Source organism: Variovorax sp. FG153 (assembly GCF_057809595.1).
This window is the reverse complement of record NZ_JBMDKG010000026.1, coordinates 1-13,751: the sequence shown is the minus strand read 5'-3', so window position 1 is coordinate 13,751 and position 13,751 is coordinate 1. Positions and strand designations below refer to the sequence as shown.

Annotated in this window: 11 protein-coding genes; 6 read left to right on the top strand and 5 right to left on the bottom strand. The window is 71.8% G+C overall.

What is annotated here, in order from left to right; translation table 11 throughout:
- Positions 1-19: 19 nt before the first annotated feature.
- Positions 20-2,260, bottom strand: coding sequence for a protein-disulfide reductase DsbD family protein (locus ACODT0_RS24985; protein ID WP_489042565.1), 2,241 nt, complete (start codon positions 2,258-2,260; stop codon positions 20-22).
- Positions 2,261-2,305: 45 nt separating this feature from the next.
- Positions 2,306-3,058 carry an alanyl-tRNA editing protein gene (locus ACODT0_RS24980; RefSeq protein ID WP_489042564.1) on the bottom strand — a complete coding sequence of 251 codons (753 nt, stop codon included), beginning with the start codon at positions 3,056-3,058 and terminating at the stop codon, positions 2,306-2,308.
- Between the two features lie 143 nt (positions 3,059-3,201).
- Here ACODT0_RS24980 and ACODT0_RS24975 point away from each other — a divergent pair, with 143 nt between their 5' ends.
- Positions 3,202-4,572 (top strand): PQQ-dependent sugar dehydrogenase, encoded by a 1,371-nt coding sequence (locus ACODT0_RS24975; protein WP_489042563.1) that lies wholly within the window; start codon positions 3,202-3,204, stop codon positions 4,570-4,572.
- A 6-nt stretch (positions 4,573-4,578) separates the two neighbouring features.
- On the opposite strand, the gene ACODT0_RS24970 is transcribed toward ACODT0_RS24975, so the two are convergent.
- Positions 4,579-5,607: a substrate-binding domain-containing protein gene (locus ACODT0_RS24970; protein ID WP_489042562.1), complete on the bottom strand. Its 1,029-nt coding sequence runs from the start codon at positions 5,605-5,607 to the stop codon at positions 4,579-4,581.
- 147 nt (positions 5,608-5,754) lie between these two features.
- On the opposite strand from ACODT0_RS24970, the gene ACODT0_RS24965 reads away from it, so the two are divergent.
- Genes ACODT0_RS24965 through ACODT0_RS24955 form a run of 3 tightly spaced genes read left to right on the top strand, consistent with a single transcriptional unit; the run spans position 5,755 to position 9,244 of the window.
- Positions 5,755-7,095 (top strand): uracil-xanthine permease family protein, encoded by a 1,341-nt coding sequence (locus ACODT0_RS24965; RefSeq protein WP_057593194.1) that lies wholly within the window; start codon positions 5,755-5,757, stop codon positions 7,093-7,095.
- 38 nt (positions 7,096-7,133) lie between these two features.
- Entirely contained in the window at positions 7,134-8,534 is a 1,401-nt protein-coding gene (locus tag ACODT0_RS24960) for an amidohydrolase family protein (protein WP_489042561.1), read from the top strand.
- Positions 8,531-9,244, top strand: coding sequence for a sulfite exporter TauE/SafE family protein (locus ACODT0_RS24955; protein ID WP_057599064.1), 714 nt, complete (start codon positions 8,531-8,533; stop codon positions 9,242-9,244). Before ACODT0_RS24960 ends, ACODT0_RS24955 begins: the two co-directional genes overlap by 4 nt.
- Before the next feature lie 2 nt (positions 9,245-9,246).
- Here ACODT0_RS24955 and ACODT0_RS24950 read toward each other — a convergent pair whose 3' ends face one another.
- Entirely contained in the window at positions 9,247-9,819 is a 573-nt protein-coding gene (locus ACODT0_RS24950; protein ID WP_489042560.1) for a GNAT family N-acetyltransferase, read from the bottom strand.
- A 100-nt stretch (positions 9,820-9,919) separates the two neighbouring features.
- On the opposite strand from ACODT0_RS24950, the gene ACODT0_RS24945 reads away from it, so the two are divergent.
- The gene (locus tag ACODT0_RS24945) at positions 9,920-11,662 is read left to right on the top strand and encodes a chloride channel protein (RefSeq protein ID WP_489042559.1); all 1,743 of its coding nucleotides are present in this window, start codon (positions 9,920-9,922) and stop codon (positions 11,660-11,662) included.
- Between the two features lie 7 nt (positions 11,663-11,669).
- Here the strand turns inward: ACODT0_RS24945 and ACODT0_RS24940 are convergent, their stop codons facing one another.
- The gene (locus ACODT0_RS24940) at positions 11,670-12,680 is read right to left on the bottom strand and encodes a zinc-binding alcohol dehydrogenase family protein (RefSeq protein ID WP_261216366.1); all 1,011 of its coding nucleotides are present in this window, start codon (positions 12,678-12,680) and stop codon (positions 11,670-11,672) included.
- Between the two features lie 91 nt (positions 12,681-12,771).
- On the opposite strand from ACODT0_RS24940, the gene ACODT0_RS24935 reads away from it, so the two are divergent.
- Positions 12,772-13,680, top strand: coding sequence for a LysR family transcriptional regulator (locus tag ACODT0_RS24935; protein WP_261216365.1), 909 nt, complete (start codon positions 12,772-12,774; stop codon positions 13,678-13,680).
- The last annotated feature ends 71 nt before the right edge of the window (positions 13,681-13,751 follow it).

Below are 13,751 nucleotides of genomic sequence, written 5' to 3'. Positions count from 1 at the left end.
ACCCATGTCACAGCCGTGGTCAAAGCGCGGCGAGGGCCGCGCGGACCTCGTCCTTGCCCAGGATCTCGGTCAGCACCACGGGCGGCTTGCCCGGGGCCTGCAGCACGTAGACCGGCACGCCGCTGCGGCCGAGCGCGGTCAGCGCGGCGGTGATCGCGGGGTCGCGGCGGGTCCAGTCGGCGCGCAGCATCGCGACCTTCTTGGCGTCGAAGGCGGCCAGCAGCTCGGTGTCGGACAGCGTGGTCTTCTTGTTGTATTGGCAGGTCACGCACCAGGCGGCGGTGAAATCGATGAACACCGGGCGGCCGTCGCCGGCCAGCTCGGCCACGCGCTCGGCCGACCAGGGCTGCCAGCGCGCTTCCTTCGAGCCCGCGGCGCTCGCGAGCTTCGCGGGCTCGACGGTGGTCAGCACGTTGCGGCCGATGGCGCTGGTGAGCACCGCGGTGAAGCCGATCAGCACGGTGGCGATCACCAGCCGCGAGCGGCCGCGCAGCGTGAGCGCCCAGACGATCGCCGACAGGCACACCAGCAGCGCCAGCAGGGTGCCGGCGCCGTCGATGCCGGTCTGCTGGCCCAGCACCCAGACCAGCCAGGCGACGGTGGCGAACATCGGGAAGGCCAGCAGCTTGCGCAGCGTGCTCATCCAGGGGCCGGGCTTGGGCAGCAGCCAGGCGATGGCCGGCACGAAGCCCGCCACCAGGTAGGGCAGCGCGAGGCCGAAGCCCAGCGCGGCGAACAGCAGCAGCGCCTGGCCGGCCGGCAGGCCGATCGCGAAGCCCAGCGAGGCGCCCATGAACGGCGCGGTGCAGGGCGAGGCGATGACCACCGCGAGCACGCCCGAGAGGAAGTCGTTGGCGATCGGGTGCTTGGCCTGCGCGCTGCACACCGACGAGGGCACGGTGCGCATGAACTCGAACACGCCCACCAGGTTCAGGCCGATCAGCGTGAACAGCGCGGCCAGCACCGCCACCACCGCGGGCGACTGGAGCTGGAAGCCCCAGCCCAGGCCGGCGCCGGCCGCGCGCAGCGCGAGCATGGCGCCGCCGAGCGCGAGGAAGGACAGCATCACGCCGGCCGTGTAGGCCAGCCCGGCCTGCCGGTGCGCGCTGCGGTTGCCGGCCTGGCGAGCGAAGCCCAGCACCTTGATCGCGAGGATCGGAAACACGCAGGGCATGAGGTTGAGAAGCAGGCCGCCGAGGAAGGCGCCGAGCAGCGCGGCCAGCAGCGTGCCCATGGGCTGGGGCGCGATCTCGTTCGAGGCCGCGGCGGTCTTGACGGCATCGGCCGCGTTGGCCGCCAGCGCCGCCTGCAGCGCGGGCGAGACCTGGGCCGCGGGCGCGGCGGCCGCCGCGGGCCAGCTGCCGCTCACGGGCGGTTCGGCGCGCCAGGCGATCGGCTGGCCGGGCTGGCGGTCGGCCTCGGCCAGCGCCACCACCACCGGCATCGCCGTGGGGCTCGCGCTGCGCTGGTCGGCCAGCGGCAGCGTGGCGGTCCAGGTGCCGCCCTGCCAGGATTGGGTCCAGTCCTTGCCGGAGACGGCCGCGGTGCGGATCACCTCGGGGGTCTCGGGGAAGAAGGCCAGCGTCTTTCCCTGGGCGGCCGCCGGCAGGCCCTCGAGGCGCACCTGCAGGTTGTTGCCCTGCACCTCGATCGCGCCCGGCGCGGCGAGCTGTGCCGGCTGGGCGGCCTGGGCGGCGTCGAACTCGGCCTTGTGCAGCGCGGTCGAGCCTTGCACAGGCAGCGCCAGCGAGAACTCGCCTTCCTCGGGAATGCATTCCTTGCGGCAGACCAGCCACGAGGCCTTGAGCCGCACCTGGAGTTCGGCCGGCCCGCCCGCGCCCGTGAGGGCCAGCGGCGGCTTGAAGGTGCTCGCCACCTCGAGCGGCACCGGCAGCAGCACCGTGTTCTCGTAGCCGTAGTTGGCGAGGTTGCCGACCGGGATCTTCTTCGGCACCGGCCAGGCGATGTCGCCGGCGGCCACGCCGGGCGGCAGCGTCCAGCTCAGCTCGGTGGGCAGGCCGGAGTCGCCGGCGTTCTTCCAGTAGGTGTGCCACTCGGGCTGGTGCGCGATCTGCAGGCCGACCCAGACCGGCGCGCCGGGCGTCACGCCATCGGGCGCGTGCGCCACCAGTTCGGCGCGCACATGCGGCGTGGTCACGACCGCGCTCGTCTTCGCTGGAGTCAATTGGGCCAGAGCCGGCATCCAGGCTGCGGATGCTGCTATCAGGAGCGTAGCGAATCGAAGGCGCGGGAAGGTCATGCCGTCAGTCGGAGCGTTCAGGGGAGGCGAAGTTCCGGGCCGGCCTCAGGCCGCGGCCCAGCCCAGCACCACGCGCCGGCTGTTGGCGCTCTTCTTCTCGATCTTGGTGACCACCACGGCGCCGATCTCGGCGGTGTTGGCCACGTGCGTGCCGCCGCAGGGCTGGAAGTCGATCTGGGCCTCGCCCTCGCCGCCGATGCGGATGGTGCGCACCGTGCCCGTGCCGCGCGGCGGCTGCACGCTCATGCTCTTGACCAGCGCCGGGTTGGCGTCGAGCTCGGCGTCGGTGATGGCGCCCACGGTCAGCGGATGGGCCGCGCCCACCAGCGCCGCGAGGCCGTGGGTCAGCGCTTCCTTGTCGAGCGGGTCGGTCATGTGGAAGTCGAGCCGCGCGTAGTCGGGCGTGATCGAGCAGCCGTTGACCGGCTGCGGCACCAGGTAGCAGAGCAGGTGGGTGGCGGTGTGGAAGCGCATCAGCCGGTGGCGGCGCTCCCAGTCGATGGTCGCGGTGACGCTGTCGCCGGGCTTCAGCGCGGCCAGCAGGGCCTCCTGGCCCGGCGCGGGCACGTGCACGATCTCGTCGGTGGCGCGGCCCTCGGCGTCCTTGCCCTTGCGCGTGTCGGCGATCGCGATCCCGCCGCCGCCGGCCAGCGCCAGCACGCCGCTGTCTCCGGCCTGTCCGCCGCCCAGCGGGTAGAACACGGTGCGGTCCAGCACGATGCCGGCCTCGTCGATGCGCTCGACGCGCGCTTCGCAGGAGCGCAGATAGGCGTCGGCGCGGAACAGGTCGTGGGTCATCCCGGCGATGGTAGCGGCGATGCGCGAACGGGGTGCGCCCACGCCGGAAAGCGCCCACGACCGACAGCCCCCGGGCTGCCGCCCGCTCGAAGATCGCCCGACGCGCGGCGTCCGGCCGCGCCGCAACGCATGAAGGATGGCGCATGAAGACACGGCAGCAAGCACCCACCCCCAAGACGGCCGCGGCCCTGCTGGCGGCGGTCCTGGTCCCTCTGGTGCTGGCGGGCTGCGGCGAGGCGGCCAAGCTCACGCCCGAACTGACCACCGGCCCGCGGCCGCAGCTGGTCGAGCCCAACAAGACCCTGATCCCCACCGTCAACGTCGCGCCCGTGGTCGGCTGGAACGACACCGCCGCGCCGACGCCGGCCGACGGCCTCAAGGTGGCGGCGCTGGCGCGCGGGCTCGACCATCCGCGCTGGGTCTACACCCTGCCCAACGGCGACGTGCTGGTGGCCGAGAGCAACAAGCCGCCCAAGCCCGAGGGCACGACCGACGGCGGCAGCGGCCTGATGGCCAAGGCGCGCAACTTCGTGATGAACAAGCTGATGGCGCGCGCCGGCGCCGGCGTGCCCAGCGCCAACCGCATCACCCTGCTGCGCGATGCCGACGGCGACGGCGCGGCCGAGGTCAAGCAGGTGTTCCTCTCCAACCTCACCTCGCCCTACGGCATGGCGCTGGTGGGCAACGAGCTCTTCATCGCCAACGCCGACGCGCTCGTGAAGGTGCCCTACACCGAGGGCCAGACCTCGATCGATGCCAAGCCCACCGTGGTGACCGCGCTGCCCGCGGGCATCAACCACCACTGGACCAAGAACGTGATCGCCAACGCCGACGGCAGCAAGCTCTACGTGACCGTGGGCTCGAACAGCAACATCGGCGAGAACGGCCTGGCCGCCGAGGAGGGCCGCGCCGCCATCTGGGAGGTCGACACGAAGAGCGGCGAGAAGCGCCTGTTCGCGAGCGGCCTGCGCAACCCCAACGGCCTGGGCTGGGACCCCGACACGCAGGCGCTGTGGACCGTGGTCAACGAGCGCGACGAGATCGGCAGCGACCTCGTGCCCGACTATCTGACCTCGGTGAAGGACGGCGCCTTCTACGGCTGGCCCTGGAGCTACTACGGCGGCGTGGTCGACGTGCGCGTGCAGCCGCAGAACCCCGAGATGGTGGCCAAGTCGATCGCGCCCGACTATGCGCTGGGCTCGCACGTCGCGCCGCTGGGCCTGGCGTTCTCGCGCCCGGGCGGCATGCCCGAGCAGTTCGCCAGCGGTGTCTTCATCGGCGAGCACGGCTCGTGGAACCGCAAGCCCAAGTCGGGCTACAAGGTGGTGTTCGTGCCCTTCATCGGCGGCAAGCCCAGCGGCCCGCCGGTCGACGTGCTCACGGGCTTCCTCGATGCCCAGGAGAAGGCCCAGGGCCGGCCGGTGGGCGTGGCGCTCGACAAGAGCGGCGCGCTGCTGGTGGCCGACGACGTGGGCAACGTCGTGTGGAGGGTATCGCGCGCGAAGCAGAACTAAGGACGCTCAGCCGCCGCGCACCGACGAGGGCCGCGCCACCAGTTGCGCGGCCGGGCCCTCGACCCGATGCCGCGAGACGTCGCCGCGCAGGTGGTCGAACAGCAGCGCGATCGCCTGCTGCGCCACCTCCTCCAGGTGCAGGTCGACCGCGGTGAGCGGCGGCACGCTGGTGCGCGCGCGCAGGCCGTCGTAGCGGGTCGCGACCATCACGTCGTCGGGCACGCGGCGCCCGCTCTGCACGATCGCGGCCAGCGCGCCGGTGGCGAAGGCATCGACCGGCACGCAGAAGGCGTCGATGCCGGGATGGGCCGCGAGCAGCGCCCGCGCCGCCTCGTGGCCGCCGGCCTCGCCGCGCACCTCCTCGACCAGCGACAGCAGCGGCGGCTGGCCGCGCGCGACCATCGCTTCTTCATAGGCCGTGCGCGCCTCGAGGTAGGAGTTGCGCTGCGCCGCGCCCAGGATCATCGCGACCTGGCGCGCGCCCTGGCCGTGCAGGTGCTCGAGCAGCAGCCGCGTGGTGCGGCCCGAATGGATGTCGACGTAGGGCGGCATCACCGGTCCCTCGGCCGGCTTGCCGATGGCCACCACCGGCAGGCCGCGGCGCAGCAGGTTCGCGAGGTTGGGGTCGCCGGCCGAGGGCTCGATGACCAGCGCGCCGTCGACGTCGAGCAGCTCCATCGGCACCAGGCCGTTCTCCATCGCGGGCGCCAGCACCAGCGCGAGCCCGCGGTCGAGCGCCGCCGCCGCGGCCACCGCCGCCACCTCCATCAGGAAGCCCAGCCGCGAGGGCCCGCCCGCCACCGCCAGCGGCATCGAGGACAGCAGGGCGATCATGTGCGCCTGCCCGGTGCGCAGCCGCTGCGCATTGCGGTTCGGCCGGTAGCCGAGCCTGGCGGCCGCGCGCTCGACGCGCGCGCGGGTCTCGGCATCGACCTGCCCGCGCGCGTTGAGGGCGTGCGACACGGTGGTCGGCGACACGCCGGCCTCGCGCGCCACGTCCTTGATGTTCGCCCGTGGCGCTCGCTCGGTGTTCATCCCGTATTGACCTTCCACGAAAGCGGTGCTTCAATTCCCAAATCGTTTTGGGCGCCTGCCCGGAATGTACTTCACCCGCTGCGGCGGATTTTTTTGCCAGTGCGCCCAAATCGATTTGGGCGCGGACCGATCCAAGGAAAAACGATCATGTCCCGTGCGAACGAGCCAGCGCCCGTCGATGCCGTGCTGCCCTTTTCCCAATTGCTGCTGTTCGGCCTGCAGCATGTGCTGGTGATGGCCGCGGTGCCGATCACCTCGGTGTTCCTGGTGGCCAAGGCGCTGGGCCTGTCGGCCGCGCTAACGGTCAACCTGATCAGCGCCACCTTCCTGCTGTGCGGGCTGGGCACCCTGCTGCAGTCCTTCGGGCCCTGGAAGTTCGGCGCGCGGCTGCCCTTCGTGATGGTGCCGGGCGGCGCGCCGATCGTGATGTTCGTGACCATCGCCCAGCAGCGCGACCTGCAGACCGCCTCGGGCGCGGTGATCCTCACGGCGCTGTTCTATTTCCTGATCCTGCCGGTGTTCGCGCGCTGCCTGCGCTTCTTCCCGAAGATCGTCATCGGCACGCTGCTGCTGCTGGTGTCGATCAACCTGGTCAAGGTCTACGGCGGCATCATCGCCGGCAAGGCCGGCACGCCCACCTTCGGCGACCCGGTGAACATCGGCCTGGCGCTCGCCACCATCGGCTTCACGGTGCTGTTCGCGCGCCTGTTCAAGGGCATGCTGGGCCAGCTCGCGGTGCTGCTGGGCCTCTTGGCCGGCACGCTCTTGGCGGCCGCCTTCGGGCTGATGGACTTCTCGCCCGTGGCCGCCGGCCCGGTGTGGAGCAGCCCGACCCTGTTGCCCTTCGGCCTGCCGCATTTCGACCTCGTGGCCGCGGTGCCGTTGTTGATCTTCAGCGTGATCTCGATGGTCGAGGCCACCGGCCAGACGGTGGCCGTGGCCGAGGTGGTGGGCCGGCCCATCGACCCGCGCGACGCGGTGCCGCGCACCGTGCGCGGCGACGCCCTGGTGTCGCTGCTCGGCGGCCTGTTCGGCACCTCGATGATCATCACCAGCGGCGAGAACATCGGCATCGTGCGCGCCACCAACGTGCGCTCGCGCTACGTGACAGCGATGGCCGGCGCGATCCTGGTGCTGATCGCGCTGTCGGCGCCGCTGGGCCGGCTCGCGAGCGCGATCCCGGCCGCCGTGGTGGGCGGCACCGCGATGGTGGTGTTCGCGATCATCGGCACCATGGGCATCGACATGCTGCGCCGCACCGACCTGCACGAGCGCGGCAACATGTTCGTGCTGGCGGGCGCGCTGACCATGGGCCTGCTGCCGATCCTGGTGCCGGGGCTCTACAGCCGCTTTCCCGACACCCTGCAGCTGGTGCTGGGCAACGGCCTCGCGATGGGCTCGATCACCGCGGTGGTGCTCAACCTGCTGTTCAACCGGCCACCGGCCGAACGCGCGGCGCCCCTGCCGTCGGCGGTGCCGCCGCAGTGAGCTTTTCCTTTCCTTCTTCTTCTCTCCCGGATCCAGACATGTCCCCTGACCACGAGGCCGCGCCCTTCGCGGCCCCCGAGCTGCTGCTCGTGCCCGACCACCTGATGCTGCGCGACGGCCCGGCCACCGGCCACGCCGTGCACATCGCCGACGGCCGCTTCGCCGACATCGGCCCCGCCGAGCTGCTGGCCGCGCGCCATCCTCGACTGGTGCCGCAACGCCTGCCCGGCCGGCTGCTGATGCCCGGCATGATCGACGCGCACCATCACCTCACGCAGTCCTTCGGCAAGTCGCTGGCCTACGGCGAGCCGTCCGAGATCTTCCGGCGCGTGTGGGTGCCGCTCGAATCCAGCCTCGACGACGAGTTCGTCTACCTCGCGACCAAGCTCGCGGCGCTCGAGTCGCTGCGCGGCGGCTTCACCACCGTGTGCGACGCCGGCACCCGCGCGCCGGGCGACATCGGCGCGATGGCGCTCGCGCTGCACGAGACCGGCCTGCGCTGCGTGCTCGGGCTGATCTGCAACGACGGCGGCAACGAGAGCAGCGCCGCCGAGCGCGGCGCGCTGAAGGCGCAGGCCGAGCGCTTCCTCGCGCGCTGGCAGGGCGATGCGCTGGTGCATCCCTCGCTCGCGATCTCGGTGCCCGAAGCGGCCTCCGACGAGATGCTGACGAGCGTTTCCGCGCTGTGCGCCGAGGCCGGCACCGTGTTCCAGACCCACGTCAACGAGCACCTGGCCTCGGTCGAGCGCTCGGTGGTCGCGCGCGGCCGGCGCCCGCTGGAACTGCTCGCGCACCTGGGCGCGCTCGGCCCGCAGGTGCTGATCGCGCACGGCACGCTGGTGACGCCGCCGGAGCTCGTGCTGCTGCGCGACACCGACACCGCCGTCAGCTACAACCCGGTCGCGAGCCAGTGGAAGGGCAACGCGGTGGCGCCGGCCCATCTCATGGCCGCGCTCGGCATCCGCTTCGGCCTGGGCACCGATGCCACGCGCAGCGACGGCTTTCGCCTGATGGATGCGGCCGAGGCGGCGCAGAAGATCGCCTTCGGCCTGGCCGTGGGCGATGCCTCCAGTGGCGGCGGCTGGACCTGGTTCGACCATGCGACGCACGAGGGCGCGCGCGCCGCGGGCCTGGGCGCGCGCACCGGCGAGATCGCCGTGGGCAAGGCCGCCGACTTCCTGCTCGTGGACGTCGACACGCCCGAGATGTGCACCTCGGTCGACCTGACCTGGGACCTGGTGCGCCTGGGCAACCGCGACCAGATCGAGGCGGTGTTCGTCGACGGCCGGCTGCGGCTGTGGAAGGGCTGGCCCACCGACTGGGACGCGCGCGCGCTGCAACGGCAGCTCGCGCGCACCGCCCAGGCCGCGATCGCGCGCGCGCCGATCGTGCGGCTGCATCCCACGGCCGCCGAGCACCGGCGGCAGGTCGCCCGATGAGCGCGCAGCACCTCGTGCTGATGTCGCTGGCCGTGCTGGTCGCCGCCTTCGTGCAGGGCGCGACCGGCGTCGGCTTCGCGCTCATCGCCGCGCCGGTGATCGGCCTCGTGCGCCCCGAGCTGCTGCCGGTGTGCGTGCTGGTGCTGATGCTGCCGCTGAACCTCTACGTGGCCTGGCGCGAGCGCGGCGCCATCGACGGCACCGGCGCGCGCTGGATCACCGGCGGGCGCGTCGCGGGCACCGCGGGCGGCCTGTGGGTGCTGGCGGCGCTGAGCGCGGGCCAGCTCTCGCTGTTCGTCGGCGCCTCGACCGTCGCGGCCGCGCTGGTCACCCTGCTGATGCCGGCCTTCTCGCCGGGACGCGGCGCCTTCGTCGGCGCCGGGCTGGTCACGGGCATCACCGAGACCGCCACCGGCATCGGCGGCCCGCCGCTGGCGCTGGTCTACCAGCACCAGCCGGCGCCCACCATGCGCTCGACCATCGCGCTGTGCTTCCTGCTCGGCGAGCTGGTCTCGCTGGCCGTGCTGCTGGCCACCGGCCGCGTCGGCCTGCCGCAGCTGCAGGCCGCGGCGCTGCTGCTGCCGGCGCTGGTCGTGGGCGCGGTGCTCAGCCGCCTCGTGCATCGCCGCGTGAACGGGCGGCTGCTGCGCATCTTCGTGCAGGTGTTCGCGATCGTCTCGGGGCTGGTGCTGCTGGTGAAGGCCTTCTGATTTCAGGCGCCTTGTTGCGCCTGCCAGGCCGCGCGGTCGAGCCGGTAGAGGCAATGGCGGCGCAGCGGATGGCCCTCGGCCAGCAGCGGGTGGTCGAATTCGCCGGCCGGGTCCTCGCGCATGCCCAGGCGCTGCATCACCGCGCTCGAGCGCCGGTTGGGCAGCGCGGTGAAGGACACGATCTCGTCCAGCCCGAGCCGCTCGAAGCCCACGGCCAACGAGGCGCGCGCCGCCTCGCTCGCGAGGCCCTGGCCCCACCATTGGCGCGCGAGCCGCCAGCCGATCTCCACGCAGGGCGAGAAGGGCAGGGCATAGGCCGGCGCATTGAGGCCGGTGAAGCCGATCAGCTCGCCGGACTCCTTGTGCTCGGCGGCCCAGAAACCCCAGCCGTTCTGCGCGATGCGTTCGACGAAGCGCGCGACCAGCGCGTCGCTCTCCGCGCGCGACAGCGTGGCGGGAAAGAACTCCATCACCTTTGGATCGGCGACCAGCGCGGCGAAGGGCGCGAGGTCGCTCTCGCGCCACTGGCGCAGTCGAAGGCGGGGCGTTTCGGGTTCGATGAGCGTGCGGTCCATCGGGCGATTCTGGCGCAGACAGACGGCAGCGCCGATCGCCCATTTATGTCATGAGGTGATATATTTGCGCGCTTTCGCGCCACCGGCTTCCGGCCCCTCCATGTCCACTTCCACCCATCGCCGCGGCGACTTCGCGCTCGATGCGCGCCTGCTGCGCATCGCCACCCTGGCGGCCGTCATCGGCGCCGCGAGCACCGGGGCCGCGCGCGTGCTGCTCGACCTGATCCGATTCTTCACCAACCTGTTCTTCTTCCAGGACTTCTCGCTGGCCGACCGCTCGCCGGCCGGCCACACGATGGGTGCCTGGGTGATCGCGGTGCCGGTGCTCGGCGGGCTGGTGATCGGGCTGATCGCGCGCTACGGCTCCGAGAAGATCCGCGGCCACGGCATTCCCGAGGCCATCGAGGCGATCCTGTTCGGCCGCAGCAAGATGTCGCCGAAGGTGGCGGTGCTCAAGCCGCTGTCCTCGGGCATCGCGATCGGAAGCGGCGGGCCCTTCGGCGCCGAGGGGCCGATCATCATGACCGGCGGCGCCATCGGCTCCCTGATCGCGCAGCACTTCCACCTGTCGGCGGCCGAGCGCAAGGCGCTGCTGGTGGCCGGCGCCACCGCGGGCATGACGGCGGTGTTCGGCACGCCGGTGGCCGCGGTGCTGCTGGCGGTCGAGTTGCTGCTGTTCGAGCTGCGCCCGCGCAGCCTGCTGCCGGTGGCGATCGCCTGCGCGGTCGCGGGCTTCACGCGGCCGCTGCTGATGGAGGCCGGGCCGCTGTTCCCGCTGCAGACCGCGGTGCCTGGCCCGCTCGCGCTGCTGTCGTGCGTGGTGGCCGGACTGCTGTGCGGCGCGCTCTCGGCCAGCCTCTCGCTGTCGCTCTACAAGGTCGAGGACCTGTTCGGCAAGCTGCCGCTGCACTGGATGTGGTGGCCGGCGCTCGGCGGCCTCGCGGTGGGCATCGGCGGTTATTTCGAGCCGCGCGCGTTCGGCGTGGGCTACGACGTGATCGGCGACCTGCTGCACAACCAACTGGCCTGGCAGGCGGTGCTGGCGCTGATCGCGGTCAAGGCGATCATCTGGGTGATCGCGCTCGGCTCGGGCACCTCGGGCGGCGTGCTGGCGCCGCTCCTGATGATGGGCGCGGCGCTCGGCGCGGTGCTCTCGCACGTGCTGCCGGGTGGAGACCCGATGCTGTGGCCGCTGGTCTGCATGGCCGCCACGCTCGGCGGCACCATGCGCGCGCCGCTGATGGCCACCGTGTTCGCCTTCGGGCTCACGCACGACAGCAATGCGCTGCTGCCGCTGCTCGCCACCTCGGCCACCGCCTACGGCTTCACCGTGCTCACCATGCGGCGTTCGATCCTCACCGAGAAGATCGCACGCCGCGGCCATCACATCTACCGCGAGTACGGCATCGATCCGCTCGAGCGCCAGTTCGTGGAAGAGGTGATGACGCGCGAGGTGCGCACCATCGACGCCGCCCTGCCGGTGGCCGAGGCGCTGGCCATGTACTTCGGCGAAGACCAGGCGCACCGCGCGTTCCCGGTGCTGCGCGGGCGCGAGCTGATCGGCGTGGCCGACCGCGCCGTGCTCGCCGCCTGGAGCAACGGCACCGTCGGCGATGCCGTGGCCGGCACGCCGCCGGTGGTCGCGCTGCCCGGTGAGAACTGCCGCGCGGTCGCCACGCGGCTCGCGCGCCACGGGCTCGAGCGGCTGCCGGTGGTGCGCGATGCCGATTCGCGCCTGCTGGTCGGCATCGTGGCGCGCAGCGACCTCATCAAGCCCTCGCTCGCGCACTTCCACGAGGAAGAACAGCGCGAGCGGGTGCGCAGCCTGCGCTGGAGGCGCTGAGCTTCGTTCAGAACCCGGCGAGCACCACCTTGCCCTGCGCCTTGCCGCTTTCGATCAGCGCATGGGCGCGGCGCAGGTTGGCGGCGTTGATGGTGCCGAAGCTCGCGTTCGCGGTGGTGCGCACGCGGCCGGCGTCGACCAGCGCGGCCACCTCGGCCAGCAGCGCGCCCTGTTCGGCGATGTCGGTCGTCTCGAAGCGCGAGCGCGCGAACATCATTTCCCAGTGCAGCGACAGGCTCTTGGTCTTCAGCGGCATCGCGTCGAGCACCTTCATGTCGTCGATCACCGCGAGCTGGCCCTGGGGCTTGAGGCTCTCGATGATCTGCGCGTAGTGCTGCTCGGTCTGCGTGAGGCTCGCGACCATGTCGACCTCGGCGATGCCGGCGGCCTTGAGCTCGGCCGCGAGCGGTTTCGAATGGTCGATGACGAGGTGCGCGCCCAGTTCCAGGCACCAGGCGCGGGTCTCGGCGCGCGAGGCGGTGGCGACCACGCGCAGCTGCGTGAGCTGGCGCGCGAGCTGGATCAGGATCGAGCCCACGCCGCCGGCGCCGCCGGTGATCAGCAGGGTCTGTCCCGCGCCGCCGCCCTTGGGCACGCGCAGGCGGTCGAACAGCAGCTCGTAGGCGGTGATGGTGGTCAGCGGCAGCGCGGCGGCCTGGGCATCGTCGAGCGTGCCCGGCGCGATCGCGGCGATGCGCTCGTCGACCGCGTGCAGTTCCGAATTGGCGCCGGGGCGCACGATCGATCCCGCGTAGTAGACGCGGTCGCCGACCTTGAAGCCTTTCACGCCCGCGCCGATGGCCTCGACCGTGCCGACCGCGTCCCAGCCCAGCACCTTGGCCTGGCCGGCCTCGGGCGCGGCGTTCCTGCGCACCTTGGTGTCGACCGGATTGACCGACACCGCCTTCACGCGCACCAGCAGGTCGCGCGCGCCGGGCTGGGGCGCGGGCAGCTCGATGTCCTGCAGCGCCTCGGGGTTGTCGATGGGAAGGGGCTGGTAGTAGCCGACGGCTTTCATGGCGGTTCCTTTGTGGCGAATCTGGAGATGGATCGAATGTAGGGCGACAATCCTGATTTGATAAGTCTGGCTAGACGAGCAACACTTTCAAATGAAGATTGAAAATACCTCGGACCTGCGGGTGCTGGTGCAGACCGCGCGCGCCGGCACGCTGACGGCCGCGGCCCACGCGCTGGGCATCACGCCCGCGGCCGCCAGCGCGACGCTCAAGCGGCTCGAGACGCAGCTCGGCGCGCGCCTGTTCGAGCGCTCCACGCGCGCCATGCGCCTCACGCCGCAGGGCCAGACCCTGCTCGACTACGCGGTGCGCGCCTTCGAGCTGCTGGCCGAGGGCGAATCGCTGGTCACGGCCGACCGCGGCGAGCTGGTCGGCACCTTGCGCGTGGCCGCGCCCTCGGACCTCACGCGCAGCACCCTCTTGCCCTGGTTCGACGAGTTCCTCGCGCTGCACACGGGGGTGCAGCTGTCGCTGTCGGTGGGCGACCGGCCGCTGGACGTGATGCGCGACGAGGTCGACGTGGCGCTGCGTTACGGCGCGCTGGCCGATTCGCGGCTGGTGGCGCGGCCGTTCGCGATGACCAACCCCTTGTTGACCGCCTCGCCCGACTACCTGCGGCGGCATCCGGCGCCGAAGGTGCCGCAGGACCTGGTGCATCACAACTGCCTGATCTTTAACCGCGGAGGGCGGCTGCATCGGGTCTGGCGATTTGCGCAGAACGGGCAGTGGACGGAGGTGCGGGTCGATGGGAACCGCAGCGTGGACGATGCTTCGCTGGCGCGCGAATGGGCGGTGGCGGGGTATGGGGTGACGTTGAAGTCGGCGCTCGATGTGCGTGGCGATATCGAGGCGGGGCGGCTGGTGCATCTGATGACGGATTGGGAGACGGAGCCTTATCCGTTGCATGCGTTGTTGCCCAGTGGGCGGTTTGTTGCGGCTCGGGTTCGGGCTTTGGTTGATTTCCTGGCTTTGAAGTTCGAGGGGTTGGGGGTTGGGGGTTGATGTGTTTGCCTTGCTTAGGCTGTTGGCCGGGTCTCGCCCCGGCGGGCGAGTCACTTTCTTTTGCTTCGCCA

Bases quoted from the DNA above. Each gene is read 5' to 3' on its own strand.
- ACODT0_RS24960 (WP_489042561.1), top strand. From the start codon at position 7,134: ATGTCCCCTGACCACGAGGCCGCGCCCTTCGCGGCCCCCGAGCTGCTG.
- ACODT0_RS24970 (WP_489042562.1), bottom strand. From the start codon at position 5,607: ATGAACACCGAGCGAGCGCCACGGGCGAACATCAAGGACGTGGCGCGC.
- ACODT0_RS24945 (WP_489042559.1), top strand. From the start codon at position 9,920: ATGTCCACTTCCACCCATCGCCGCGGCGACTTCGCGCTCGATGCGCGC.
- ACODT0_RS24950 (WP_489042560.1), bottom strand. From the start codon at position 9,819: ATGGACCGCACGCTCATCGAACCCGAAACGCCCCGCCTTCGACTGCGC.
- ACODT0_RS24935 (WP_261216365.1), top strand. From the start codon at position 12,772: ATGAAGATTGAAAATACCTCGGACCTGCGGGTGCTGGTGCAGACCGCG.
- ACODT0_RS24940 (WP_261216366.1), bottom strand. From the start codon at position 12,680: ATGAAAGCCGTCGGCTACTACCAGCCCCTTCCCATCGACAACCCCGAG.
- ACODT0_RS24965 (WP_057593194.1), top strand. From the start codon at position 5,755: ATGTCCCGTGCGAACGAGCCAGCGCCCGTCGATGCCGTGCTGCCCTTT.
- ACODT0_RS24980 (WP_489042564.1), bottom strand. From the start codon at position 3,058: ATGACCCACGACCTGTTCCGCGCCGACGCCTATCTGCGCTCCTGCGAA.
- ACODT0_RS24985 (WP_489042565.1), bottom strand. From the start codon at position 2,260: ATGACCTTCCCGCGCCTTCGATTCGCTACGCTCCTGATAGCAGCATCC.
- ACODT0_RS24955 (WP_057599064.1), top strand. From the start codon at position 8,531: ATGAGCGCGCAGCACCTCGTGCTGATGTCGCTGGCCGTGCTGGTCGCC.
- ACODT0_RS24975 (WP_489042563.1), top strand. From the start codon at position 3,202: ATGAAGACACGGCAGCAAGCACCCACCCCCAAGACGGCCGCGGCCCTG.